The sequence below is a fragment of the Erwinia sp. 2186 genome (genome assembly GCF_057812255.1).
The window spans coordinates 2,287,130-2,311,894 of the sequence record NZ_CM173824.1 but is presented as its reverse complement, the minus strand read 5'-3'; the positions used below and the strand labels follow the sequence as shown (position 1 = coordinate 2,311,894).

Here is a 24,765-nt window from a genome sequence, read left to right as displayed (position 1 = left end):
TATACTGGTTGCCGAATACTGTTGCTAAAATAAGAAGATACAGCCTTCATTGCATCCCTCAAGGAGACACCAGATGACCGATGAACCGGGGCAATCATTACTTTATACCTATTTTGGTACCACCAGCCCTCATTGGCGTTTAATGGCAGACAGCGATGCACTCCTTTTTGCTGAGGATGAACAGGCAAGTACACATATCGCCGTGGCGCTGACTGGCCCACAGGCCAGCCTGATCCGCAGCATGACGGTAATTACGTCCAGCGTTAACCTGACACTGTCCCTGTACGGTGAGCCTCTTTCTATGCATCTGGTCGGCAGAAGAGTTAACCAAACCTCATGGGCCGGCAGCGCGTCTGCGTGGGGAGATACCTCCGCCGTGGCGCGCGATCTGGTACTGGGACTCTCATTTGCCGAACAGGTGGTTTCTGAAGCCAATTCGGTGATTGTGATTGTCGATCAGCGCGGCAACATTCAGCGCTTTAATCGATTGAGCGAAGAATATACCGGCCTGAAAGAACAAGAAGTCATTGGCCGTAATGTGTTCCAGCTGTTTATGACCAAGCAGGAAGCCTCGTCGTCCCGCCGTAATATCAGCGGCTTTTTCCGCGATGGCAGCTCTTACGAAGTTGAACGCTGGATCAAAACCAAAAAGGGCCAGCGCCTGTTCCTGTTCCGCAATAAATTTGTCCACAGCGGCAGCGGGAAAAATGAGATCTACCTGATCTGCTCAGGGACAGACATTACTGAAGAACGTCGCGCTCAGGAGCGCCTGCGCGTGCTGGCGAATACCGACACCATTACCGGCCTGCCAAACCGCAATGCGATTAACCACGCTATCGCTGAGGCGCTGGAACAGCGTGTTGAGCAGCAGATTGGCATCGTCTATCTCGACCTCGACAACTTTAAGAAGGTCAACGATGCCTACGGGCACATGTTTGGCGATCAGCTGTTGCAGGCGGTCTCGCTGGCGATTTTAAGCTGTCTGGATAAAGATCAGACCCTGGCTCGCCTGGGCGGTGATGAATTCATCGTGCTGGCCACCGCCGCCAGTCAGGCTTCACTGGAAGCGATGGCATCGCGCATCCTCGATCGTCTGAAACAGCCGTTCCGTATCGGCCTGATTGAAGTCTATTCAGGTTGCTCCATTGGCATCGCGGTCAGCCCGCAGCACGGCGAAGATAAAGAAAGCCTGATGCGCAATGCTGACACCGCCATGTATACAGCCAAAGAAAATGGTCGTGGTAAATTCTGCATCTTCTCTGCCGAAATGAACCAACGGGTATTTGAATATCTATGGCTGGATACCAACCTGCGCAAAGCGCTGGATCAGAATCAGCTGATTATCCATTATCAGCCAAAAGTTGACGGAAATGGCGAGGTGAAAAGCGTGGAGGCGCTGGTGCGCTGGCTTTCGCCGGAACGTGGTCTGGTGCCACCAGGTGATTTTATCTCTTATGCCGAAGAGTCGGGATTAATTGTGCCGCTCGGTCGCTGGGTGATGCTGACTGCGCTTGAACAGGTCGTTCGCTGGCGGGAGAAAGGCATCGATTTACGCGTGGCGGTGAATGTCTCCGCCCGTCAGCTGACCGATCAGAGTATTTATACCGATCTGAAACTGGCGCTGGAGCAGTTGAATCTGTCACGCTGCCCGATTGATATTGAACTGACTGAAAGTTGCCTGATCGAAAATGAAGAAAAGGCGCTGGCGTTGATGTTGCAGTTCCAGCAGCTGGGCGCAGAGGTGCATCTCGACGACTTCGGCACCGGATATTCCTCGCTTTCGCAACTGGCTCGCGTGCCTATCGATGCAATTAAGCTCGACCAGAGTTTTGTCCGCAACGTAAACGATCAGCCCGTATCGCAGTCATTAGTTAAGGCGATTGTGGCGGTGGCGAAGGCGCTGGATTTGCAGGTTATTGCTGAAGGGATCGAAACTAAAGAGGAAGAGGCCTTTGTCCTGGCGAGTGGTGTGGATACCCGCCAGGGTTATTTATATGCCAGACCCATGCCCGCCGACGATATCGAGCATTGGCTGGCGAACCGGACTAACGCTTAGCCGACTTTACGTAAAACCTGCGCACTGTGACGGTTCTGCAACTGCACCAGACGCTCCATATAGGCAATATCTTTCGGTTCAATGGTGAACGCGAAGTCTACCCAGTCTTCCGTGATATCCATCAGCTCTGCGCGCGTCAGCTGTAACACACGCTGACGCGCTTTCAGCATCGCCTTCACGCCGTTCAGTTTTGGCTTCATGGTGTCGATAAACGTACGCGTCGCCTGGTAACCATCACCCGGCTGGAACAGCTTATCGACCAGTCCACGTTGTTCAAACCATTCGGCGGTATGGGACTCCCCTTCACAGATCAGCTCTTCCGCCAGTTTCATCCCTGAACGACGGGCGACCAGTGAATAGCCCCCCATGCCAGGAAACAGGTTGAACGCAATTTCCGGGAAGCCCATGCGGGCGGTGTTTTGCGCCAGGATAAAGTGGTGGGCCAATGCAGCCTCGAAGCCACCACCCAAAGCGCTGCCTTCAATCATGGCAATACTGACTGCGCCGGTATCAAAGCCGCGTGCGGCGGCATGGATGCAGTCCACGCAGGCCCGGGCATACGCCCTCAGTGCTTCACGCCGTCCATTTTTAATCGATTCAACAAAGAACCGCAGATCGCCACCGGCGTTAAACATCGTCGGAACCAGCGAACCGGTCACCCAAAAGTCGATGGGTAAGCCAGAACGCTGAGCGGCATAACTGAGGTTCATGATCTCTTCGATCAGCTCGTGATTGAAGCTTGGACGCGGTTGCGCGCGAAGTAACATCCACATGGTGCGACGCCCTTCCTCGTAGTACGCGGAGAGCTGTGTGGTTTGTCCAACTTCGCTAAACAACCTGCATGTAGTCTGATTAATTACTGTCATTATCATATCCTCTGGTTATGGGAGCGCTTAAGCGCGGTTCCAGCGTAATCCAGAGCGGGTAATCACAAAATCTGGTTTTGATTTTTAAGATAAAACAGGTGGGCAGGATGAGCAGTCAAGCGAAAAATAGTGCTAAATATTGCCAGACCGTAATTCAGACAAAACGTTTGCCTGAATTACGTTAACGGGCCTGATAAAATTATTTTTTCTGACCATACCAGGCGTTAGTGCCGTGCTTACGCAAATAGTGATTATCCAGCAGTGGTTGCTGGATGGCAGGCAGGTTGGCCGTGAGTTGCTGACTGAAGATCCCCATGTAGGCCACTTCTTCCAACACCACGGCTGAGTGAACGGCCTCATCTGCTGTTTTGCCCCAACAGAATGGCCCATGCGAATTCACCAGCACCGCAGGAACCGCCAGCGGATCGATTTCACGCTGCTGGAAGGTTTCGATAATCACTTGCCCGGTTTCCCACTCGTATCGCGTCTGAATCTCTTCAGGCGTCATTTGTCGGGTGCAGGGAATGGCGCCATAGAAATCATCCGCATGGGTGGTTCCCCAGGCAGGAATATCCCGGCCAGACTGGGCCCAGATCGTCGCATGGCGGGAATGGGTATGGACGATACTGCCTACCTCAGGCCAGGCCTGATAAAGTGCGCGATGGGTATCCGTATCAGACGAAGGTCGTTTGTTGCCTTCAACCACCTCCCCCGTGGCGACGTTAACCACCACCATATCGTCACGCTGCATAACGTCATAGCTGACACCCGACGGTTTAATCACCATCAGCCCACTGTCGCGATCCAGCGCACTGACGTTACCCCAGGTAAAGACCACCAGACCGTGTTTTGGCAGCGCCAGATTGGCTTCCAGTACCTGTTGTTTTAACTGTTCTAACATTTTTCTTCTCCAGCCCCATTTTCTCCATTTTCCCCCGCGACTTACGGACTGGGTATGGAGCTATTCGCTGGATGCCCGGCAGGAACTCGCTGTAGGCCAGTAAATGCGTGAACAACAGGGATCCCCTCTGCGCACGAATAATCAAAAACAGTGCGTAAACATTTTTCTCTTTACAAAATAAGACATTACTTTACGAGTGTAATCGTTTCCACTCGCGATTGATTTATATCAACTTAAACCAATCCTAAACGGCGTAATTTGCGCACCGACGAGAAATGGCATGTCGATTCCATTCCGACATTGTTTCCATCGTTTTCATTCCTGGTGAGCTTTCCCCCTGAATGCCTGGCAGGTATCAGGGGGCTTTTTCCGGGCAGTGAAATAAGTTCCGGTTAGATTTTGATGCCCTGTTATTACCGTGAAATGGGGAATCTGACCGTCATGAATGCGCACAAACCCAAATTACGGAATACCTGAAAATGAAAACCAGTATCAAAATGCTCGCCCTGGCTGTTGCCACTGTTTCAACCTTTGCTGCTGTTGCGGCACCAGAATCACCGTCACTCACTGGTTTAACAGGTGGCGCGTTGTCTGATTCAATTAACAACAATTTTGGCAATTCATACATCAATGCTAAAAATACCCAGGGCGTAGGCTACGCAACTCCTGACGCAGTTCCATCAAAACAGCCACAGGTGCCGCAGATTTCACCACAACGCACACCGCAGAAAACTCCTGTTGCAATGGTGCAATCAGTACCACAGCGGATGAATGTTCCGCAGGCAATTCCACAGGCCACGCCACAGATACAACAAAAAACACCAGTTGCTCAGTTGCAGCCATCAGTACTGCAAAGCGTGCCGCAGACTACTCCACAGATCCAACAACAAACGCCGGTCGCTCAATTGCAGCCTTCAGTACCGCAGGCCGTGCCGCAGACTACTCCGCAGATCCAGCAACAAACGCCGATCGCGCAATTGCAGCCTTCAGTACCGCAAGCCGTGCCACAGACTACTCCGCAGATCCAGCAACAAACGCCGATCGCGCAATTGCAGCCTTTAGTACCGCAGGCCGTGCCTCAGTCGGTACCACAGCGAACGCCAACCCGCATCAATGTCTATATGACAGTATTACAAAAAACGCCGGTTGCACCTGTTGCAGTTAACCAGCGCGTGCCAACTATCAACGTCGCGGCATCAACCCTAAACCCGTCAACGCAGGTTTCAGTAACGATCAACGGCGTTACGCAGGTAACAACCGCCGCGCAACTTGCTGCGACGATTCCCGGCGTACAGGTGGCGGTTCCTTACGTCTCAGCCTTCCAGATTAGCCACACAGGTAACCGCCACGACAAAGCGGGCCATAACAAAGGAAGCATTGGCCATCAGGGTCGTGGCGCAGAGAATGCCCAGGCATCAGCCCATAACAGCCCTAATGGCCGTGCGCATGGTCTCTGATTGCTGATTAACTGAATGCAATAAACCGAGGTACAAAATGACCCACATCCCAAGCCGTTACCTTTCACGCGCGCTGTTGATCCTGGCGATTACCGCAATGTCTGCCGGGCCAGCCTATGCCATCAGTGCTAAATATCGCGCTCAGCTTGAGGCAAGCGGCTGTACGCAGATGACCGATGGCGTGAGCTGCGATATCCATAAAACCAAGGCGCAGAACGCCTCACGGCAGACGCAACCTGAAGAGATTGATGCGATGATCGGGCAGCCAATCAGTGACACTGCCGAACGTCTGCTGGCAGAGGGCTGGAAGCCGCAGAACGGACGCTGGTATCAGGGCGATCGGGTATTGACGCTGACGGTGGGTGATGAGGTCGTTAAACATGCCAGGTTAGCGCAACGAAACGACCGTTAACAGAGCGTTTCAGTGGCCATGCATCTCAGGGAACGGGGTGCGCGATTTGATGGCGGAAACTGGATGGTTCAGGGAAATGCGTTTTAGGACCAGAAATGTCTAAGCATTTAGGATTTTTTACCTGTGAAGATGATCAGCGGTGAATACAATACAGAAAGGCAATAGAACCCGAGGTTATAGTTAGACTTCTATCTATATCCGCTCTGTTGTCAGCGATTAATTGCGTTCCAACTGCGGGCTATGCACAGCATTTTTTATAGCGGTTAATTTCCTTTAAGTGAGATAAACCACTCATAAATATGCCCGGATTGGGCCTTCAACGCAAAGCAGACGCTATACTGAGAAAGATATCTCTGTAAAAGACATTAAGGAGAATTGATGATGTCAATGACCGCAAAACGTATTACCGCTGGCGTGTTAGCCGCAACTCTGGTGCTTTCACTGAGCGCATGCTCGAACTGGTCTAAACGCGATCGTAATACGGCAATTGGTGCTGGTGCTGGTGCTATTGGCGGAAATATTCTGTCCAACGGTAGCGGACTGGGTACCGTGGGTGGTGCCGCTGTTGGTGGTATTATCGGCCACCAAATCAGCAAATAATAACCATAATAAATTCAGACTATGCAATGCATCTACAGCAAAAGGCCGCGAAATTCGCGGCCTTTAATATGGCTTAAGATGACCCGCCTTAGGGGGAGTGCTGCAACGATGTCGCTTCAGCCTCCTGCCAGCTTCACCTTCAAACCCTTTGCTTCAAGTAACGTTTTTAACAGGTCGCGCTTGTCGCCCTGTATTTCAATCACGCCCTCTTTCACCGAGCCGCCGCAGCCACATTTTTTCTTCAATTCCGCCGCCAGCTTTTCGATTTCTACATCATTCATCTCCAGCCCGGTAATCAGGCAAACACCCTTGCCCTTTCTGCCGCTGGTTTGCCGTTGCAGCCGCACGATGCCGTCGCCCTTAGGCCGCTGGACTTCCTGCTTAGGCTCATCAATACGGCCTGACTCCGTCGAGTAAACGAGGCGACTGTTATTATCGGCCATTATGCCTCCTGTAATGATGCAAGAATGGTTTTCAGCGTGGCTTGCGGATCGGCCGATTGGGTAATTGGACGCCCGATCACCATATAATCCACGCCAGCCTGCTGCGCCTGTTGCGGCGTCATGATCCGACGCTGGTCGCCCGCGTCGCTGCCTGCAGGACGAATCCCCGGCGTCACCAGCTTGAAGTCTGAGCCAAAAGCCTGTTTAAAGCGAACCGCTTCATGCGCTGAGCAAACCACACCGTCCAGCCCGCAATGCTGGGTCAGACGCGCTAAACGCTCGGCATGGTCAGCCGGGGACGCATCGATACCAATATCTTTCAGGTCTGAAGCCTCCATGCTGGTCAGCACGGTGACGGCAATCAGCTGCGGCGCATCTTTGCCAAAAGGCAGAAGCGCCTCACGCGCGGCGGTCATCATCCGCGCTCCGCCGCTGGCGTGGACATTGACCATCCAGACACCCAGCTCTGCGGCCGCCGCAACGGCGTGCGCGGTAGTATTAGGGATATCGTGGAATTTCAGGTCGAGGAAGACGTCAAAACCCCGCTTGTGCAGGTCTTTCACCAGCTCAGGTCCGAAAAGGGTGAACATCTCTTTGCCTACTTTCAACCGGCAGCTCTGTGGGTCAATTCGATCCACAAAAGCCATAGCGGCAGCGCGATCGTTATAATCCAGCGCGACCAGAATGGGGGAACCGGTGACCGAAAGTGATTGCATAGAAGAGCCCTCTGAAGAGTGATGCGCCTTTGGCACAAGAGATAAACGGCAAGCATTCTACCTGCGACACCGCCAAAATCACAGGTTGGCGCGTCAGTTTTCGTCAGTCTCCCCTGCCAGGCCGCAAACAACGCCGATGCCACAGGTATCTTATTAATAATATTATTTAGTATGTTGTAACTAAAGTCGGGGTGTAAAACAGGCCAGTGACCCAATTACGGGTTACTGGCCGTCGAGACCGCGAATAGGTTTTACCGAAGACCACGCACGGCATGAAGGACAATGCCAGTAAAGTGCATGGGCGGTGAAGCCACATTTGTGGCAGCGATAACGGGGCTTGGTGCGGATTTGCTCGCCAACCATATCACGCAGCACCATCAGGCTCTCTTTCGCCCTGCCATCTTCCGCTTCATGCAGGTGATAATCCATCAAACGATGGAACACCCGCATCGTCGGATGGCGCTGAAGCTGACGATTGATATACAACTGAGCCACTTCCCCGCCCTCGTCATGTTCAATCACATCAGACAGGTACAGCTCTGCCGCCGCTCCGGTATTCTCTTCCACGCAACGCTTGAGGTACTCTGCCCAGGCATTCGGCTGATCGAGCTGCTGATAACAGGTTTCCAGCATTTCCAGCGTTTCACTGACCAGCTCTTTATCCTGCTCAAGCACGCGCTGCAGGTGGCCAACGGCTTTGGCATACTCGCCTTTGGCCATATGGATACGGCCCATCATGATTGACACGCGTGCGCTCTGCCGGTCGGCTGACTCACCCTTCCGCAGCAGGCCCATTGCGCGATCGAGATCGTCACTGCCCATTGCCTGCAAGGCCAGTTCGCAATAGAAATGCGCAATTTCCATCCGCTGCTTATCTTTGCCCAGCTTCACCAGTCGCTCGGCCACTTCAATCGCTTTAGGCCAGTCGCTGGTTGCCTGATGGATGATCAACAGCTGTTGTAAGGCACCCACGCGGAAATCCGTTTCATCCACCAGCTGGCTGAACATCTCTTCTGCACGATCGTAAAAGCCGGCGGCCATATAGTCGCGGCCCAGCTGTTGTACCGCTAACAGGCGCTGATCGTAAGTGAGTGAGGCACTTTCCATTAATGCCTGGTGGATACGGATAGCGCGGTCAACTTCGCCACGCGAGCGGAAAAGGTTGCCTAACGTCAGGTGCGCTTCAACGGTGCCACTGTCCTCTTTCAGCATATCAAGGAACAGATCGACCGCTTTGTCCTGCTGATTGGAGAGCAGGAAGTTAACGCCCGCCACATAATCGCGTGACAGGCGGCTTGCTTCCTGTTGCTTGTCCTGTTGCGCGCTACGGCGCCCCATATACCAGCCGTAGGCGGCGGCAACAGGTAATAACAGAAACAGCAGTTCCAACATAAGAGATTATTCCTTAACGGCAGGGACTTGTGACACTGTCACGGTCTCTTCTGCCTGCCCCAGCTGTTGCTGAAGGCGTTTTAATTTACGCTGAGTGTGGCCCAGTGAAACACGTACGCGCAGCCAGAAGAGACCGCAAATAGCCCAACCAAGTAAGAATCCGGCGGCAAACAGTACGGCCAGCAGCGTGGATACGCGGTATTCTCCCTGCGCTAACAGGTAGTTGAATGAAACAACCTGATCGTTGTGCGCCCCAAGCGTAATAGAGATGATAAAGATCACCAATACCAGTAAAAAAATCAGCAAATATTTCACAGTCCATCCCATAGTCTGGTGTTAACCAGATGAATTATGCCAAAAAAAAAGCGCTGTTGCTTGTCCGATGCGTCTGGAAACGCGGAGACCATGAAAAATTCCTGCACATCCCTCAGTTATGGGGACAAAAGCCAGAAATTCAATCACTCCGCATCGCGCTGCTCGATTTCCTGCTCTTCCTGCGGCGGCACGGTCAACGGTCCGCAATAGCGCTGCACCAGCCAGGTTGCCAGGGTAACCAGCGCCCAGCTGATCGCGGTAGCGGTAATCAGATCCTGTGGCCAATGCATGCCCAGCACCAGTCGACTGCCCATCACACCGACGGCCCACGCCACTAATATCACCACCGTGACGATGCGGCGACGCGGCCAGAGCAGCCCAATCCCCAGCAATGCCCAGCTGGCGGCAAACATCGTATGGCCTGAGGGAAACGCATAACCGGTCTCAAATTCCCAATGTTGCTTTAACCAGTCAGGCAACTGCGTATTGTTGATCAGCGCATTGCGCACCAGCGTGCTGCGTTCCGGGCGTTTCTGCTCGTAGAACGTTTTTTCATCAAGCCCATTACTGTGTTCAAGCCACAGAACATAAGGACGAGGCTCCTGCACCTGCTCCTTTATAAAGCTCTTGGCATACTGCCCGACCAGAATGGCCGAAATCACAATCACCAGCAACAGGAGTGCCGGTTTGAAACGAAAACGCAGGCACCATAAAAACCAGCCACACAGCACCGCACTGGTCAGCGTTCCCCACGGGCTGGTCACCGTTTCGGTCAACCAGAACAGCATTTTATAACCGATGCCCATTTCAACCGGTTGCCAGTGCCAACCCGATAGCCAGACGGCTGCTGGCATAATAAGCAATATCAGTGCACCCAATGTGGTGCGCAGCGCAATTTCTCTCATAGTCATCCTTTACTGGACCGGGTGTTTGATCAAAACAAGATAAGTTTATGATAAAAAATAATAACATACTGACTGACAAGGTGATAATTGTGCGGTATCACTACAATCGCTCTAACTCGTTAACCGCCTTCGCCCTGATTGTGGCAAAATAAGCGTTATGAATTGTGTCAGTTTGCTGACAGCGCGCTACCATGATGATAGCGCAACACTTGATGGTTCTGGAGAGTCACATGCAGCTTAAACGGGTAGCAGAAGCCAAACTGCCCACGCCATGGGGAGATTTCCTGATGGTTGGTTTTGAAGAACTGGCAACCGGTCACGATCATGTGGCACTGGTTTATGGAGATATTACCAACAGCGATGCGGTACTTGCTCGCGTACATTCCGAATGTCTGACCGGCGATGCGCTGTTCAGCCTGCGTTGTGACTGTGGCTTCCAGCTTGAAGCTGCGCTGAACCACATCGCCGAAGAAGGACGGGGCGTGCTGCTCTACCATCGTCAGGAAGGACGCAATATTGGTTTGCTAAACAAGATCCGCGCCTATGCCTTGCAGGATAAAGGCTATGACACGGTTGAAGCTAACCACCAGCTTGGCTTTGCTGCTGATGAACGCGACTTCACCCTGTGCGCCGATATGTTCAAGCTGTTAGGCGTGAACGAAGTGCGTCTGCTGACCAATAATCCGCGGAAAGTTGAGATCCTCAGCGAAGCCGGGATCAACATCGTTGAACGCGTCCCGCTGATCGTCGGGCGTAATCCCGAAAACGCGCACTATCTGGATACCAAGGCGGCCAAAATGGGCCATCTGCTGTCAAAAGACTGAGCCGCGATTAGCACAAAAAAAGGGCCGACTGAGATCGGCCCTTTTTCATTTCAGATTGCTTTTGATGACTACGCGTCCAGCATATTACGGATGACATAGTGCAAAATGCCATCGTTTTTGTAATAGGTCAGTTCATTGCCGGTATCGATGCGGCAGCGGGTTTCCAGCACTTCCTTGCGGCCATCAGCATAGGTCAGCGTCACGTTCACCGTCCCGCTAGGCTTAAGCTGCGTCAGATTTTCCACGTCAATCCATTCGTCGCCGGTTAATCCCAACGTTTTACGGGTTACGCCCTGCGGGAATTCCAGCGGCAGGATCCCCATACCGATCAGGTTGGATCGGTGGATACGTTCGAAGGATTCAGAAATCACCACGCGTACACCCAACAAACGCGGTCCTTTGGCGGCCCAGTCACGACTTGAGCCGGATCCGTACTCTTTGCCCGCGATGACGGCCAGAGGCGTACCTTGCTGCTGATATTTCATCGCCGCATCGTAAATGGCTAACTGCTCATCACCCGGCACAAATCGGGTTACGCCACCTTCCACACCCGGCACCATTTCGTTGCGAATACGAATGTTCGCGAAGGTCCCGCGCATCATCACTTCATGGTTACCACGACGCGAACCGTAGGAGTTGAAGTCGTTACGTTCTACGCCATGATCGAGTAAATAGCGCCCTGCCGGACTTTCCGCTTTGATACTGCCCGCAGGAGAGATGTGGTCAGTGGTCACCGAATCGCCCAGCATTGCCAGGATCCGCGCACCTTTAATGTCTTTAACCGGATCGGGCACTTTGCCCATATGATCAAAGAACGGTGACAGGCGAATATAGGTCGATCCTTCATCCCAGTCATAGGTCGCGGCTTCGCTGACTTTGATTTGCTGCCATTCTGGCGTGCCTTCAAACACCTCGGCGTACTCTTTATGGAACATATCGGTCGACACCAGCTGCACAGCTTCGGCAATCTCTTCCGGCGAAGGCCAGATATCTTTCAGGTAGACCGGATTACCGGCCTTATCTTGCCCGATGGGATCCTGTTGCAGGTTGATATTCATGTTACCGGCGAGCGCATAAGCCACCACTAATGGCGGTGATGCCAGCCAGTTCGTTTTCACATAAGGGTGAATACGACCTTCGAAGTTACGGTTGCCGGACAATACGGCGCCAACGGTCAAATCGCCCTGTTTAATGGCGGTTTCCACTTCGTCAGGCAGCGGGCCTGAGTTACCGATACAGGTGGTGCAGCCATAGCCCACAAGGTTAAAACCGAGCTGATCAAGATAGGTTGTTAAGCCTGCGGTCGCGAGATAATCCGAAACCACTTTGGAACCCGGCGCAAGGGACGCTTTCGCCCAGGGCTGGCGTTTCAGGCCCAGCGAAACGGCTTTCTTCGCCAGTAATCCGGCGGCCATTAATACGCTTGGGTTAGAGGTATTGGTACAGGAGGTGATGGCGGAGATAACCACAGCACCGTCTTTTAGCGTTTGCTGCAGGCCGGTTTTGCTGTCGGTATAGGTAATGGCCTTGTGCTGTTTCTGCGACTGATTGATTTCAAGCTCGTTACTGGCCTGGAAGGCTTTAGGCACATCGCCCAGCGCCACACGATCCTGAGGACGTTTCGGTCCGGCCAGACTGGCTTCGACTTCATTCATGTCCAGCGCCAGCGAGCTGGTGAACACCGGTTCATCGCCAGGATTGCGCCACATTCCCTGAGCTTTGGCATAGGCTTCAACCAGCGAGACCTGTTCGCTACTTCTGCCTGTCAGGGTCATATATCCCAGCGTAACCGCATCCACCGGGAAGAAGCCACAGGTTGCACCGTATTCTGGCGCCATATTGGCAATGGTCGCGCGGTCAGCCAGCGGGAGGTCGTCCAGCCCGTCGCCATAAAACTCGACGAATTTGCCTACCACCCCATGTTTACGCAGCATTTGCGTAACGGTCAGCACTAAGTCAGTGGCGGTGATGCCGGGTTTAAGTTTGCCGGTAAGCTTAAAGCCGACCACGTCCGGGATCAGCATCGAGACCGGCTGGCCGAGCATTGCGGCTTCGGCCTCAATCCCACCGACGCCCCAACCGAGAACGCCGAGCGCATTGATCATTGTGGTGTGGGAATCGGTCCCCACCAGAGTATCTGGATAAGCAAGCTCTTCACCATCTTGCTGCTCATGCCATACCGCTTTGCCGAGATACTCCAGATTGACCTGATGGCATATTCCGGTGCCTGGCGGAACCACGCTAAATTTATTGAAGGCTTTCTGCCCCCAGCGTAAGAAAACGTAACGCTCATGGTTACGTTCCATCTCCAGCCGGACGTTTTCTTCAAACGCATCGTCGTCACCAAATCGATCTACGGTGACCGAGTGGTCAATTACCAGATCGACGGGCGATAACGGATTCACTTTGGCGACATCGCCACCCAGCCGTTTAACCGCTTCGCGCATTGCCGCCAGATCGACGACCGCCGGCACGCCGGTAAAGTCCTGCATCAGTACGCGCGCCGGACGATAAGCAATTTCACGATCGGCATGCGCCTGTTTCAGCCAGCCGGCCAGCGCCACAATATCAGCTTCAGTGACTGAGTCTTCATCCTGCCAACGAAGCAGGTTTTCCATCAGGACTTTCAGGGATTTAGGCAAACGAGTCAGGTCACCCAGTTGCTCCGCGGCGCGGGGCAAACTGTAGTAGCTATAACGTTGGCCTTTAACATCCAGTGTTGTCCTGGCTTTATTATGTAGGGTCGACGACATTACTCCTCCTTTTTTCAACTCAAATCATAACCTGAGTTATTACAGGGTCTGATTTAAAGATAGTACAAACGAAAGGTAACGTTTTGATAACAACACGAAACGACAACATTGGAAACAACCGGTAAAAACAAAAACGCCCCACTGTACTAGCCAGTGAGGCGTTTCTATATAAATTCGTTTGTTTATGTATGCATTAAAGATGCATCAATAATCCTGCCCAGACGGCGCTTGTCCAGAATAAGGCGGAAAAAGTCCAGGTACTGAACCAGGTCATTTGAGTTAAATTCATTTGCACTCCCCAGGTCTCTGCGACCTTAAAAACGTACTTCATATAAACCATTGCTAAATGCGAATGATTTCACCGTTTTTTTGATGGTTTTCCCATCATTCAGGCAGTAAAGTGCCCGGCCAGATTAGGTGGCCAATTGCAACGTAGGTAACTATTTGTATTATAATTTTCAGCCAACTGGCCGAAGAAAGAATTAGACGCTTATTATTATTTGGTTTTCTTGTCGATCATTGAATCTATAAAACTGCGCTGCAATTCACTCAGGCCCCATGACTCTGGAACAATGACTTCATCGGAAGATTTGCCTTTGCAAAAGCGCTCTTTCATCTTGCTGGTTTGCTGTGACTTCTGATTGCAAGTCTGAAGATGCATAGTTAACCCCACACACGCCAAATCATGAATGCAGCTGCAATCCAAAACACCGCTGAACCAGCGAATACTGCCAGCCAGGCTTTGCGTTTCATGTTAGCGCTACGCTGAACTTTCATGGTCTTATGACCGAAAACGGGTTGTACTGTTAATTTAGTGTTCATAGTTTTTGATAATCACTCTCATTGAAAACGATTGTTTGAACCAATCAGAAATTAGGATGAATCCTAAACATTATTCTGAGCGAAATCCAGTAATTTTTATTGAACAAAACGATTAATGGCATTTATCAAACAAGAAAAACTATATCCTTTGTGATTAATCAAACTTAAGTCAATTAATTACGCCTTAACCCAAATAACATTGATCTCATCAGCTTTCAGATCCATTTAAAACTAGAGTTTTCTTTACCTTCCCTTAAGAACCGCCCTTCTCCGCTGTTCTATAACAAGAGTATGAGAATCATCCTAGACAGACGCAAAGTCCGTCGACCAAAAGTGTGTACCAATTCTCATTTAATGAATAACAATCAGAAAACATGTGATACATGTTTCATTTACGTAAAAAGAATAAAAAGGGTTAATCGTTAAGAGCAATTTAAAGGTCCATTGAAATAAAAAGGGCCGCATGAGCGGCCCTTGACATAACACTAATATTCACGGGGGAAATTATCTTGCAGGAAGTTTAATGTCTTTAAACATCGCTTCAATGTCTTCATTGGAGCGTAAACCTACTGCAGTATCAACCACATCGCGCGTCAGGTGCGGTGCGAAGCGTTGGATAAAGTCATACATATAGCTGCGCAGGAAGGTGCTACGGCGGAAACCGATTTTGGTCGTACTGAAGCTAAATACATCAGTTGCTTCAATCCTTACCAGGTCAGGATCGGAAACCGGATCGACCGCCATGCTCGCAATCACCCCAACACCCAGTCCCAGCCGTACATAGGTTTTAATCACATCCGCATCGGTGGCAGTAAAGACTATCCGTGGCGTCAGCCCTGCACGGTTAAAGGCAGTGTCCAGTTCTGAACGGCCCGTAAATCCGAACGTATAGGTGACTAATGGGTATTCTGCAAGTTCTTCAATCGATACTTTGGCCTTACCCGCTAGCGGATGATCGGGGGTAACGACTATCGCCCGGTTCCAGTGATAGCAAGGGAGCATGATCAAATCGTCGTACAAATGCAGCGCTTCTGTGGCAATCGCAAAGTCGGCGTTGCCTTTGGAAACGGCTTCAGCAATCTGCGTTGGCGAGCCCTGATGCATATGCAGCGACACGCGAGGATAGCGTTCAATAAAGCCTTTAATCACGTTAGGCAGCGCATAGCGTGCCTGGGTGTGCGTGGTGGCTACATACAGCGAACCTTTATCAGGCCAGGTATGCTCACCGGCGACTGACTTGATGGCATCGACTTTAGACAGCACTTCACGGGCGATACGGATAATTTCTTGCCCTGCCGGCGTCACCTGAGTCAGGTGTTTGCCACTGCGGGCAAAAATCTGGATCCCCAGCTCATCCTCCAGCATGCGCACCTGCTTACTAATGCCCGGTTGAGAGGTATAGAGCCCTTCTGCGGTGGAGGAGACGTTCAGGTTGTGATTGACCACTTCAACAATGTAACGCAGCTGCTGCAATTTCATTTTTCATTCCATCTGAGGTTTGAAGCTACGCGCCGAAGTCCATGCAGAAAGCGGTGAAAACATCGCTGCAGCAGTGGGGAGTCCGGTCTAATGCGATTTTATAATAAGGAAAGGGATATCTATAACAACTATAACAAAATCAGGGGAGATGTATAGCTCAGCAAGGCGCAGTGGAGGAAGAAAGGGCCAGCTGGCGCTGGCCCATCAGATTACTTCTTCGCCGCTTTTTTCGCAGTGGCTTTGGTGGCCGTGGCTTTATTGGCGGCAGCTTTAACCGGAGCGGCTTTGGTCGCGGTCGCTTTGCTGGCGACTTCCCATTTGCCATCTACGTAAAACGCTGACCAACCCGTCGCCTTACCGTCTTTCTCGGTACTGACGTACTGCTGTTTGGTTTTGCGGCTGAAACGCACGACCGCTTTGTTGCCTTCTTCATCGCTGACCGGCGCATCGGCCAGGTAGCTCAGTTTTTCAGGCAGACGATCGCGGAAGCGTTGCAGCTCTTCCACCAGCGGCGCACGTGTTTCACGTGATTTCGGGAAGGTGTTGGCGGCCAGGAACACGCCAGCAGCACCGTCACGCAGCACGAAATACGCATCTGACTTCTCACAGGTCAGCTCTGGCAACGGCACCGGATCTTCTTTCGGTGGCGCAACATCGCCATTACGCAGGATCTTACGGGTGTTTTTGCATTCCTCGTTGGTACAGGCCATGTACTTACCGAAACGTCCCATTTTCAGGTGCATTTCAGAACCACATTTTTCGCACTCAACAATCGGGCCATCGTAGCCCTTGATGCGGAATTCACCCTGTTCGATCTCGTAACCATCACAGCCTGGATTGTTACCACAGACGTGCAGCTTACGCTGGTTATCGATCAGATAACTGTCCATCGCAGTGCCACACTTCTGGCAACGATGACGGGCACGCAGCGCGTTGGTTTCAGCATCATCACCCTCAAGAATATTCAGCACTTCATTCTCAGGGATTAAGTTGATGGTCTGCTTACAACGCTCTTTTGGTGGTAATGCATAACCTGAACAGCCGAGGAACACACCGGTACTTGCGGTACGGATACCCATTTTGCGGTTACAGGTCGGGCAGTCGATCGAGGTCAGGATCATCTGGTTCGGCTGCATGCCGCCCTCTTCAGGATCCTTATCCGCTTTTTCCAGCTGCTGGCTGAAGTCAGCAAAGAACTGATCCAGCACGCCTTTCCACTGCGCTTCGTTATTCGCAACCTTATCGAGGTTGTCTTCCATATGCGCGGTAAAATCGTAGTTCATCAGCTCGCGGAAGTTAGCTTCCAGGCGATCGGTAACGATTTCGCCCATTTTCTCCGCATAGAAACGACGGCTCTCAACGCGGACGTAGCCACGATCCTGAATGGTCGAGATAATCGACGCATAGGTAGAAGGACGACCGATACCGCGTTTTTCCAGCTCGCGCACCAGCGACGCTTCGCTGAAGCGAGCCGGTGGCTTGGTGAAGTGCTGACTTGGCTTCAGCTGTTGCAGCTTCAGCTCTTCGCCCACTTCAACCGGTGGTAAGGTCCGGTCTTCATCGCCTTTACGCAGCGCAGGCATCACCGCCGTCCAGCCATCAAAACGCAGCGTACGGCCTTTGGCCTTCAGTTTGAAGTCTCCAGCCGCCACGGTCAGCGTGGTGGAGTCATACTGCGCTGGCATCATCTGACAGGCGACAAACTGGCGCCAGATCAGCTGATATAATTTCTGCGCATCGGCTTCCATATCCTTCAACTGCTCGGACTGAATAGCCACATCAGAAGGACGAATCGCTTCGTGCGCTTCCTGCGAGTTTTCTTTGCTGCTGTACACATTGGCGGCTTTCGGCAGGTACTTCGCGCCAAACTCAGTTTCAATGTAGCCGCGAACCATGCTAACCGCATCCTGGCTCAAATTCGTTGAGTCAGTACGCATGTAAGTGATGTGACCCGCTTCATACAAACGCTGTGCCATCATCATGGTTTTCTTCACGCCGTAACCCAAACGGGTACTTGCCGCCTGTTGCAGCGTGGAGGTGATAAACGGCGCGCCTGGCTTGCTGCTGGTCGGCTTATCTTCACGATCGGCCACCACATAGCGGGCTTTTTCCAGCAGGCTAACCGCAGCATGGGTCTGCTCGCCGTTGACCGGGCGGAATGGCTTGTCATGCTGATGCGTGACTTCCATCGGCAGACCGGTGCCTTTCGGCGTGTTCAGGTCGGCGTGCAGTTCCCAGTATTCTTCTGGGGTGAACGCTTTAATTTCGCGCTCACGCTCAACCACCAGACGCACGGCCACAGACTGGACGCGGCCAGCAGACAGTCCACGGGCAATTTTTTTCCACAGCAGCGGGGAAACCATATAGCCCACTACGCGGTCCATAAACCGGCGTGCCTGTTGCGCATTCACACGGTCAATATTCAGTTCACCCGGCTTTTCAAACGCCTGACGAATCGCATTCTTGGTGATTTCGTTAAACACCACGCGGCTGAAGCGTGAGTCATCGCCACCGATCACTTCCCGCAGGTGCCAGGCAATGGCTTCCCCTTCGCGGTCAAGGTCCGTTGCGAGATAGATGTGGTCAGCGTTTTCGGCCAGAGCCTTCAGCTCTGCAACCACTTTCTCTTTGCCAGGAAGGATTTGGTAATCCGCTTCCCAACCATGAAAAGGATCGACGCCCATGCGGCTGACAAGCGCCGCTTTCTCGTCCTTTTTGACTTTTTTTGCTGGTTTACTGGTTGTAGAGTCAGCGCTCTTTTTAACTGTTGATCCACTGGTCGGCAAATCCCGGATATGACCGACGCTGGACTTCACCACGTAGTCATTTCCAAGATATTTATTGATCGTTTTGGCTTTTGCCGGGGACTCAACTATTACGAGAGCTTTGCCCATATTTACCTTTACCTGATTAAAACATCCGAGAGTAAAATGTGCCGTTTGCCAGAGCAAGCGAGACGCGTTAACGATATGGCGACCGGGGAAATAATTTTCAACCCGACGCTTTCTGCTCTGTTGATGCTCCCTGCTTAAGAAGCCAACCTGCTGATTAACGACACTTTTTACAACCTGTTCTGTGCATTTCAAACATTGCGTAAAGCTAGTTTTACGCCCGGAACCCGAAACGCCCACACTGTACCTGATAAAATTCGATACGCAACTTAATTAGCATCTGCCCGCGATTTACGCCAGAAAGTCGGCTAAAAAGAGTCGGCTGGCGCATACACCTATAAAGCATGTGGAATTGTTAAGCGCGGACGTAATATACTCTTACGCACACGCCTACTATAAAGGAGAGAAAACGTGAATCAGACCCAGACGATAGATCGTCCCGCCCTGCTGGTGATTGCCAATGAGCTGATTGCCGGGCATAAGGATGTCTTCCCAGGATTAGTGGCGACCGATGTGGAACAGAAAGGGGACGTGCTGATATTTCGCGGCGACTACTTTTTAGATGAACAGGGATTACCTGGCGAGAAAAGTACGGTGGTGTTTAACGTGTTCAAGTATCTGGCGGTTGAGCTCTCTCCCCTGTACCGGATCGCGTAACCGCGCCCGCTGAGCGGGCGCAGTGTCTTTTACAGCAGGGGTTTTTCACCACGCTGCCAGAGACGCAGCAGCAGACGTTCTGCGCTACCGGCGGCACTCTGGGTAAAACGGTCGATCATTTTCTTACGACGGGTGAACCGAACGGAAATCACCTCATGATTGGCCATCTGATCGATAATCAAATCATCACTGGTGCCGATGGCATCAACCAGCCCTTTCTCAAGTGCCTGAGTACCGAACCAGTGTTCGCCGGTGGCAACGCTGTCGATATCCAGTGAAGGACGCATCTGATGCACAAACTGTTTGAACAGCAGATGCGTTTCATTCAGATCTTCACGGAATTTCTCACGCCCCTGTTCCGTGTTCTCACCAAACAACGTCAGCGTGCGCTTGTACTCGCCAGCCGTGTGCAGCTCTACATCAATTTCATTGCGCTTCAGTAAGCGATTGAAGTTAGGGATTTGCGCCACCACCCCAATCGAACCGACAATGGAGAATGGCGCCGCAACGATACGATCGGCCACACACGCCATCATATAACCACCGCTGGCGGCAACTTTGTCTACGGCGACGGTCAGGCGAATACCTTTATCCCGCAGGCGCTGAAGCTGTGAAGACGCCAGACCGTAACCATGTACAACGCCGCCCGGGCTTTCCAGACGCAGCAGCACTTCGTCCTGCGGTTTCGCCACCGCCATTACGGCAGAGACTTCTTCACGCAGCGAGCTGACTTCATGGGCATCCATGCTGCCTTTGAAATCCAGCACGTACAGCGTAGGCTTAGTACTCTCGCTTTTCAGGCCCTGCTTCGCCCGTTGTTTGGCGGCTTTTGCTTCCTGTTTATCCTTCTTCTTTTGCTCTTTGTGCCACAGTTTTTGATCCTGATGCTTCATTTTTGCCAGCATCATGTCATCTTTCATTTCCTGGTAGTTTTCACCCAGGTGAGTCAGCTTTAACTGCCCGCCCTGAGCACGCTTGCGCATCGCCAGGTTAGTGATCAGAATGGCAATTGCTGCGATAGCAACCACTACGGTGACCGTTTTGGCCAGAAAAAGCCCATAATAAGAGAGTAAATCCACTCATTCCGCCCTATTTAACATCGTATTAGATCAGCAGCTATTGTAGCCGAGTCACGGCCAGGAGTCGCCCGAATCCCCTTCCTGCCGCACGCTTTTACCCTTATTGAAGATTGAACTGCTCACCAATTTAGGGCATAAAGCACATTATCTATTGCGGGCAATGGCTTAGCAGCGAAGCTGCCAGCGCGATCCATCACCACCGCCAGAGGAATTCAACGTGTACTATCAACCTAAAGACAACCTGCTCACTGGCCGAATCATTCTGGTCACCGGAGCCAGCGATGGAATTGGCCGCGAGGCCGCCGTGACCTATGCACGTTATGGTGCTGAGGTCGTCCTCCTGGGCCGTAATGAAGAGAAACTGCAGGCCGTGGCCGATGACATTGCGGCGACCGGTAAACCGGCACCGCAGTGGTTTATTCTGGATTTAGAGCAGGCTTCTCCCGCGCGTTGCCAGCAGTTGGCCGCAGAGGTGGCGCAACATGTGCCGCGCCTCGATGGTGTGCTGCACAATGCCGGTCTGCTGGGCGATATTGTGTCCATGGAAAAGCAGGATCCTCAGGTCTGGCAGCAGGTGATGCGCGTCAACATTGATGCCACTTTCTTTCTGACCCAGGCGCTGCTGCCGTTGCTGCTTAAATCCCCTTGCGCCTCGCTGGTGTTTACCACGTCCAGCGTGGGACGCCAGGGCCGCGCCGGTTGGGGAGCTTACTCCGTGTCGAAATTCGCCACTGAAGGCATGATGCAGGTGCTGGCTGATGAATATGACAGCAAACATTTGCGGGTTAACTGCATCAATCCTGGCGGCACGCGCACTAAAATGCGCGCCAGTGCCTTCCCGGAAGAAGATGCCAACAAGCTGAAAACGCCGGCTGATATCATGCCGCTGTATCTGTTCCTGATGGGCGATGACAGCAAGCGTAAAACCGGGATCAGCTACGATGCGCAACCCGGACGTAAACCCGGAGCGGCCGAATAATGGCAGATGATCGGCACCAGCAGCGTCAGCAAAAGTTGAAAGAGAAAGTCGATGCGCGTATCGCCTCAGCGACGGAAGTGCGCGGCATTTTGATGGTCTTTACCGGAAACGGCAAAGGCAAAACCACTGCAGCATTTGGCACCGCCACACGTGCGGTTGGCCACCAGAAACGCGCCGGTGTGATCCAGTTCATTAAAGGTGAATGGCCTAACGGCGAGCGGAATCTGCTGGAGCCGCATGGCGTCGAGTTTCAGGTGATGGCCACTGGCTTTACCTGGGACACCCAGAACCGCGAAACCGATACAGCAGCCTGTTTGCAGGTCTGGCAGCACGGCAAGCGCATGCTGCAAGATGAGACGTTGGATTTGGTGGTGCTGGATGAGCTGACCTATATGGTCAGTTTTGATTACCTGCCGCTGGAAGAAGTCCTCACCGCGCTGACTAATCGCCCTGCCCATCAAAGCGTAATTATCACCGGCAGAGGCTGTCACCGGGACATTCTGGACCTTGCAGATACCATTACCGAGATGCGACCGACGAGGCATGCTTTTGATGCCGGCATTCAGGCTCAGCAAGGCATCGACTGGTAGCGAGTGTCGCGCCTGTTAGCAAATAAAAAACCCCCTGATGCAAAACATCAGGGGGTTTTTTCTTCAGGTCAGGTTACCGGCGTTTAACCCCGTTTAGCGGACGGTTTGCCTGAGGTACGCGCTGAAGATTTGCCTGCGGGTTTAGCCGCAGCCGCTTTACCGGATGCTTTGCCCGAAGGGCGACGGCTACCCGGCGCAACCTGCGAGTGGCGCTTAACCGCACGGCGGATCTGGTTGGCTTTGGTGCGACGGCGATCTTTTTCTACCGCAACTTTACTGGTGATTTCTGGCGGCAAGTCGACCAGTTCGCGCAGATAGTTGGTTGGAGCCAGTTCCAGTTCAGTCCAGCCGCCACGTGGCAAGCCTTTCGGTAACTGGATGTCGCCGTAACGGGTACGGATCAGACGGCTAACCTGCACGCCGACGGATTCCCACAGACGACGCACTTCGCGGTTACGGCCTTCGGTCAGGGTAACGGTGTACCACTGGTTGATGCCTTCACCGCCGGTGAATTTCAGGGTTTTGAAAGAGGCCGGGCCATCTTCCAGCTGAACGCCACGGCTCAGCTGACGGATTTTATCATCATCAATGGCGCCGAATACGCGCACGGCATATTCCCTTTCAACTTCACGGCTTGGGTGCATCAGACGGTTGGCCAGTTCACCATCAGTGGTAAACAGCAGCAGACCGCAGGTGTTCACATCCAGACGGCCAACGGCAATCCAGCGCGCGCCGCGCAGTTTGGGTAAACGGTCAAATACGGTAGGACGCCCTTCAGGATCGTTACGCGTGCAAAGCTCGCCTTCTGGCTTGTAGTACGCCAGTACACGACAAACTTCTGCGGTGGATTCTGCTACGGAGACCAGATGGCCATCAACGCGGATCTTAATAGAAGGGCTGGAGTCCACGCGGTCACCCAGCGTGGCGAGTTTGCCGTCCACGCTGACGCGTCCGGCAGAAATCATGGTTTCAATTTCGCGGCGGGAACCGTGTCCGGCGCGTGCTAATACTTTCTGTAATTTTTCGCTCATGGCGCTAACCTCTGTGTCGCCTTCCCAGGCGTCATGCTATTCAAGTGGCCCGTGACAGCAGCAGAGGTTGCTGTGCCGCGCCCTGCGCGATGCACACCACCGATCCTCTGCCCTTTTTCAGGGGAAGCGCATTCTACACTAAGTTGACTTCTATTGATAACGGTATGCGCGTGTTTCAACACCCTCGCAGATACATCAGTTTCACCGCAACGAAACAGGCCGTTTTACCGTCGCGGCGACAACGCAATCAGCCATTACCGCCGGACAGACTCATTTGTCTGACTTAACAGAGGCTTGCCACAAACCCGCTGTCACGCTAATGATTTCATTGGAAAAAATAACCAATGTTACTAACCTGTTAAATAATATTAGATGGATTTCGCCGATAATAATGATCCTTGTCATTAAGCCTTAACGCCCGCCAGCGCTCGTTTTCGCATGAAGATAAAGCCAAATAGACCATCATGTAGCTGACTCAACCAGCTTTAAAAGTATCGATAGCTGTTAACACCACTTTTAAATGCAACAATAGCAGATTGTTCTGTCGTAATTAAAATGCACCTTGATATAAGTCAGGTTAAATCAAAATATTCAGACCAATTATATAGAAGGTTGAGTTAAATCTTGATCATCACTATTTTTAACTCTGCCGTGCATTTATTATATTTGCGGCATTAATAAGTTTGTGTAGAATTCACTCAAGCAATTCGGTAATGAATTAACTGGATTGTTAAATAAATATTATAATTTAGTTTAAGTACGTAAAATTTAAAACATAAGACTTATTGCTAGTTTATTAATAAAAGAGGAGCCCGACTCCTCAAAAAAATACGCTGAACTTGTGTCAGCATCGGCATTACACGTCATCTATCTTCACCAGGGATTTACTGACGTGTCCGACTAAGTGTGATCATCATGAAAACTATAATGACCCTTCCGGCATTAGCTGTGCTAATGCTGACCGGCTGCTCTGTCGGTAAATATGAGTACAGCAGTGAAGCCATGAAACGTGTCGATATGAACTTTACCGGGATCCCCACCATCCTGGGCATCGGCGCGCTTGGCACCAGCATCCCCATCACCCCTGAGTACAGCCTCACCGCGGCCCACGTGGCGAAGCTTTCTGTAGAAAAAGTAAAGGCCTACCATCCCTATTGCGACCTCGCAATTATTTATCATAAGAACGATCTTAAATCCTTGCCCAAATTCCGTAATGGCGAAATTGGCGACCCGGTAAAGATGTACGGCTACAGCTTTATTAGCGCCATGCCGGTGGAATCGTCTGGGGTAAATCTGGCCCTGACCGGTATTCGTAATGAATGGAATAAACGCCCATGCGTGGCGATGGTTTCGAATGCGGGCGTGGTAAAAGGGATGTCAGGCGGTGCCGTTTATAATCACGATGACACCATTGGCGGTGTGATCGTTGGCTTCACCAAAGAGATAAAACGCCACAAGAATTCAGCAGTTCCTCTTAAGGATGTCTCGCTTTATATTCCGTATGAAGACTTTAAGGACTGGCTGACCAAGTCGACGACTTAACGCAAATAAGATGGATTCACACATTTAACGGACGATTAAATGAAGCTTATTAAAT

At 51.9% G+C, this 24,765-nt stretch carries 23 protein-coding genes; 9 read left to right on the top strand and 14 right to left on the bottom strand.

Annotated features, from left to right (window positions below; translation table 11 throughout):
• The first annotated feature begins 73 nt into the window (after positions 1-73).
• Complete coding sequence (gene pdeR / locus ACXKZG_RS10745; protein ID WP_013202369.1) at positions 74-2,056, top strand: cyclic di-GMP phosphodiesterase; 1,983 nt, start codon at positions 74-76, stop codon at positions 2,054-2,056.
• Here pdeR and ACXKZG_RS10740 read toward each other — a convergent pair.
• Both ACXKZG_RS10740 and araD read right to left on the bottom strand, forming a co-directional pair.
• The gene (locus ACXKZG_RS10740) at positions 2,053-2,922 is read right to left on the bottom strand and encodes a crotonase/enoyl-CoA hydratase family protein (protein WP_013202370.1); all 870 of its coding nucleotides are present in this window, start codon (positions 2,920-2,922) and stop codon (positions 2,053-2,055) included. The two genes, pdeR and ACXKZG_RS10740, sit on opposite strands and share 4 nt — an antisense overlap.
• Positions 2,923-3,121: 199 nt before the next feature.
• Positions 3,122-3,823 (bottom strand): L-ribulose-5-phosphate 4-epimerase, encoded by a 702-nt coding sequence (araD, locus tag ACXKZG_RS10735; RefSeq protein WP_013202371.1) that lies wholly within the window; start codon positions 3,821-3,823, stop codon positions 3,122-3,124.
• A 479-nt stretch (positions 3,824-4,302) separates the two neighbouring features.
• Here araD and ACXKZG_RS10730 point away from each other — a divergent pair, with 479 nt between their 5' ends.
• The 3 genes from ACXKZG_RS10730 (at position 4,303) to osmB (ending at position 6,292) form a co-directional block, all read left to right on the top strand.
• Positions 4,303-5,280: a hypothetical protein gene (locus ACXKZG_RS10730; RefSeq protein WP_488876168.1), complete on the top strand. Its 978-nt coding sequence runs from the start codon at positions 4,303-4,305 to the stop codon at positions 5,278-5,280.
• 37 nt (positions 5,281-5,317) lie between these two features.
• Positions 5,318-5,692, top strand: coding sequence for a hypothetical protein (locus ACXKZG_RS10725; RefSeq protein WP_488876167.1), 375 nt, complete (start codon positions 5,318-5,320; stop codon positions 5,690-5,692).
• A 381-nt stretch (positions 5,693-6,073) separates the two neighbouring features.
• The gene (gene osmB, locus ACXKZG_RS10720) at positions 6,074-6,292 is read left to right on the top strand and encodes an osmotically-inducible lipoprotein OsmB (protein WP_013202374.1); all 219 of its coding nucleotides are present in this window, start codon (positions 6,074-6,076) and stop codon (positions 6,290-6,292) included.
• Positions 6,293-6,408: 116 nt separating this feature from the next.
• Here the strand turns inward: osmB and yciH are convergent, their stop codons facing one another.
• From yciH to pgpB, 5 genes are all read right to left on the bottom strand, one after another.
• Entirely contained in the window at positions 6,409-6,735 is a 327-nt protein-coding gene (gene yciH / locus ACXKZG_RS10715) for a stress response translation initiation inhibitor YciH (protein ID WP_134824256.1), read from the bottom strand.
• Complete coding sequence (pyrF, locus tag ACXKZG_RS10710) at positions 6,735-7,451, bottom strand: orotidine-5'-phosphate decarboxylase (protein WP_134824257.1); 717 nt, start codon at positions 7,449-7,451, stop codon at positions 6,735-6,737. The genes yciH and pyrF overlap by 1 nt, the downstream gene beginning before the upstream one ends.
• 222 nt (positions 7,452-7,673) lie before the next feature.
• On the bottom strand, positions 7,674-8,843 hold the full coding sequence (lapB, locus tag ACXKZG_RS10705) for a lipopolysaccharide assembly protein LapB (protein WP_013202377.1): 1,170 nt from the start codon (positions 8,841-8,843) through the stop codon (positions 7,674-7,676).
• A gap of 6 nt (positions 8,844-8,849) precedes the next feature.
• Positions 8,850-9,158 carry a LapA family protein gene (locus tag ACXKZG_RS10700; RefSeq protein WP_013202378.1) on the bottom strand — a complete coding sequence of 103 codons (309 nt, stop codon included), beginning with the start codon at positions 9,156-9,158 and terminating at the stop codon, positions 8,850-8,852.
• Positions 9,159-9,301: 143 nt separating this feature from the next.
• Positions 9,302-10,063, bottom strand: coding sequence for a phosphatidylglycerophosphatase B (gene pgpB, locus ACXKZG_RS10695; protein WP_134824259.1), 762 nt, complete (start codon positions 10,061-10,063; stop codon positions 9,302-9,304).
• 230 nt (positions 10,064-10,293) lie between these two features.
• On the opposite strand from pgpB, the gene ribA reads away from it, so the two are divergent.
• Positions 10,294-10,887 carry a GTP cyclohydrolase II gene (gene ribA, locus ACXKZG_RS10690; protein WP_013202380.1) on the top strand — a complete coding sequence of 198 codons (594 nt, stop codon included), beginning with the start codon at positions 10,294-10,296 and terminating at the stop codon, positions 10,885-10,887.
• Between the two features lie 68 nt (positions 10,888-10,955).
• Here the strand turns inward: ribA and acnA are convergent, their stop codons facing one another.
• The 5 genes from acnA to topA all read right to left on the bottom strand — a co-directional run bounded on the left by acnA (position 10,956) and on the right by topA (position 18,835).
• Positions 10,956-13,640 (bottom strand): aconitate hydratase AcnA, encoded by a 2,685-nt coding sequence (gene acnA, locus ACXKZG_RS10685; protein ID WP_488876166.1) that lies wholly within the window; start codon positions 13,638-13,640, stop codon positions 10,956-10,958.
• 496 nt (positions 13,641-14,136) lie between these two features.
• Complete coding sequence (locus ACXKZG_RS10680) at positions 14,137-14,301, bottom strand: hypothetical protein (RefSeq protein WP_160317808.1); 165 nt, start codon at positions 14,299-14,301, stop codon at positions 14,137-14,139.
• A gap of 2 nt (positions 14,302-14,303) precedes the next feature.
• Positions 14,304-14,417, bottom strand: a complete 114-nt coding sequence (locus ACXKZG_RS10675; RefSeq protein ID WP_225309851.1) for a YmiA family putative membrane protein — start codon at positions 14,415-14,417, stop codon at positions 14,304-14,306.
• 549 nt (positions 14,418-14,966) lie between these two features.
• The gene (gene cysB, locus ACXKZG_RS10670; protein WP_053142852.1) at positions 14,967-15,941 is read right to left on the bottom strand and encodes an HTH-type transcriptional regulator CysB; all 975 of its coding nucleotides are present in this window, start codon (positions 15,939-15,941) and stop codon (positions 14,967-14,969) included.
• Positions 15,942-16,150: 209 nt separating this feature from the next.
• Positions 16,151-18,835 (bottom strand): type I DNA topoisomerase, encoded by a 2,685-nt coding sequence (topA, locus tag ACXKZG_RS10665; protein WP_013202386.1) that lies wholly within the window; start codon positions 18,833-18,835, stop codon positions 16,151-16,153.
• A gap of 408 nt (positions 18,836-19,243) precedes the next feature.
• Between topA and ACXKZG_RS10660 the strand changes: the two genes are divergently transcribed.
• Complete coding sequence (locus tag ACXKZG_RS10660; protein ID WP_013202387.1) at positions 19,244-19,489, top strand: YciN family protein; 246 nt, start codon at positions 19,244-19,246, stop codon at positions 19,487-19,489.
• A 29-nt stretch (positions 19,490-19,518) separates the two neighbouring features.
• Here the strand turns inward: ACXKZG_RS10660 and sohB are convergent, their stop codons facing one another.
• The gene (sohB, locus tag ACXKZG_RS10655) at positions 19,519-20,568 is read right to left on the bottom strand and encodes a protease SohB (protein WP_013202388.1); all 1,050 of its coding nucleotides are present in this window, start codon (positions 20,566-20,568) and stop codon (positions 19,519-19,521) included.
• Positions 20,569-20,785: 217 nt separating this feature from the next.
• Here sohB and ACXKZG_RS10650 point away from each other — a divergent pair, with 217 nt between their 5' ends.
• Together ACXKZG_RS10650 and cobO are read left to right on the top strand one after the other, a co-directional pair.
• Positions 20,786-21,547 (top strand): YciK family oxidoreductase, encoded by a 762-nt coding sequence (locus tag ACXKZG_RS10650; RefSeq protein ID WP_346567440.1) that lies wholly within the window; start codon positions 20,786-20,788, stop codon positions 21,545-21,547.
• Positions 21,547-22,137 carry a cob(I)yrinic acid a,c-diamide adenosyltransferase gene (cobO, locus tag ACXKZG_RS10645; RefSeq protein WP_346567442.1) on the top strand — a complete coding sequence of 197 codons (591 nt, stop codon included), beginning with the start codon at positions 21,547-21,549 and terminating at the stop codon, positions 22,135-22,137. The genes ACXKZG_RS10650 and cobO overlap by 1 nt, the downstream gene beginning before the upstream one ends.
• Positions 22,138-22,220: 83 nt before the next feature.
• On the opposite strand, the gene rluB is transcribed toward cobO, so the two are convergent.
• Entirely contained in the window at positions 22,221-23,168 is a 948-nt protein-coding gene (gene rluB, locus ACXKZG_RS10640) for a 23S rRNA pseudouridine(2605) synthase RluB (protein WP_013202391.1), read from the bottom strand.
• 927 nt (positions 23,169-24,095) lie between these two features.
• Between rluB and ACXKZG_RS10635 the strand changes: the two genes are divergently transcribed.
• Positions 24,096-24,710, top strand: a complete 615-nt coding sequence (locus tag ACXKZG_RS10635; protein ID WP_013202392.1) for a S1 family serine peptidase — start codon at positions 24,096-24,098, stop codon at positions 24,708-24,710.
• The last annotated feature ends 55 nt before the right edge of the window (positions 24,711-24,765 follow it).

Coding starts and splice junctions, on each gene's coding strand:
- pyrF (WP_134824257.1), bottom strand. CDS start 7,451: ATGCAATCACTTTCGGTCACCGGTTCCCCCATTCTGGTCGCGCTGGAT.
- ACXKZG_RS10675 (WP_225309851.1), bottom strand. CDS start 14,417: ATGAAAGTTCAGCGTAGCGCTAACATGAAACGCAAAGCCTGGCTGGCA.
- rluB (WP_013202391.1), bottom strand. CDS start 23,168: ATGAGCGAAAAATTACAGAAAGTATTAGCACGCGCCGGACACGGTTCC.
- cobO (WP_346567442.1), top strand. CDS start 21,547: ATGGCAGATGATCGGCACCAGCAGCGTCAGCAAAAGTTGAAAGAGAAA.
- cysB (WP_053142852.1), bottom strand. CDS start 15,941: ATGAAATTGCAGCAGCTGCGTTACATTGTTGAAGTGGTCAATCACAAC.
- acnA (WP_488876166.1), bottom strand. CDS start 13,640: ATGTCGTCGACCCTACATAATAAAGCCAGGACAACACTGGATGTTAAA.
- yciH (WP_134824256.1), bottom strand. CDS start 6,735: ATGGCCGATAATAACAGTCGCCTCGTTTACTCGACGGAGTCAGGCCGT.
- ACXKZG_RS10635 (WP_013202392.1), top strand. CDS start 24,096: ATGACCCTTCCGGCATTAGCTGTGCTAATGCTGACCGGCTGCTCTGTC.
- ribA (WP_013202380.1), top strand. CDS start 10,294: ATGCAGCTTAAACGGGTAGCAGAAGCCAAACTGCCCACGCCATGGGGA.
- ACXKZG_RS10730 (WP_488876168.1), top strand. CDS start 4,303: ATGAAAACCAGTATCAAAATGCTCGCCCTGGCTGTTGCCACTGTTTCA.
- araD (WP_013202371.1), bottom strand. CDS start 3,823: ATGTTAGAACAGTTAAAACAACAGGTACTGGAAGCCAATCTGGCGCTG.
- ACXKZG_RS10725 (WP_488876167.1), top strand. CDS start 5,318: ATGACCCACATCCCAAGCCGTTACCTTTCACGCGCGCTGTTGATCCTG.
- pdeR (WP_013202369.1), top strand. CDS start 74: ATGACCGATGAACCGGGGCAATCATTACTTTATACCTATTTTGGTACC.
- topA (WP_013202386.1), bottom strand. CDS start 18,835: ATGGGCAAAGCTCTCGTAATAGTTGAGTCCCCGGCAAAAGCCAAAACG.
- pgpB (WP_134824259.1), bottom strand. CDS start 10,063: ATGAGAGAAATTGCGCTGCGCACCACATTGGGTGCACTGATATTGCTT.
- ACXKZG_RS10740 (WP_013202370.1), bottom strand. CDS start 2,922: ATGACAGTAATTAATCAGACTACATGCAGGTTGTTTAGCGAAGTTGGA.
- osmB (WP_013202374.1), top strand. CDS start 6,074: ATGTCAATGACCGCAAAACGTATTACCGCTGGCGTGTTAGCCGCAACT.
- lapB (WP_013202377.1), bottom strand. CDS start 8,843: ATGTTGGAACTGCTGTTTCTGTTATTACCTGTTGCCGCCGCCTACGGC.
- ACXKZG_RS10680 (WP_160317808.1), bottom strand. CDS start 14,301: ATGCATCTTCAGACTTGCAATCAGAAGTCACAGCAAACCAGCAAGATG.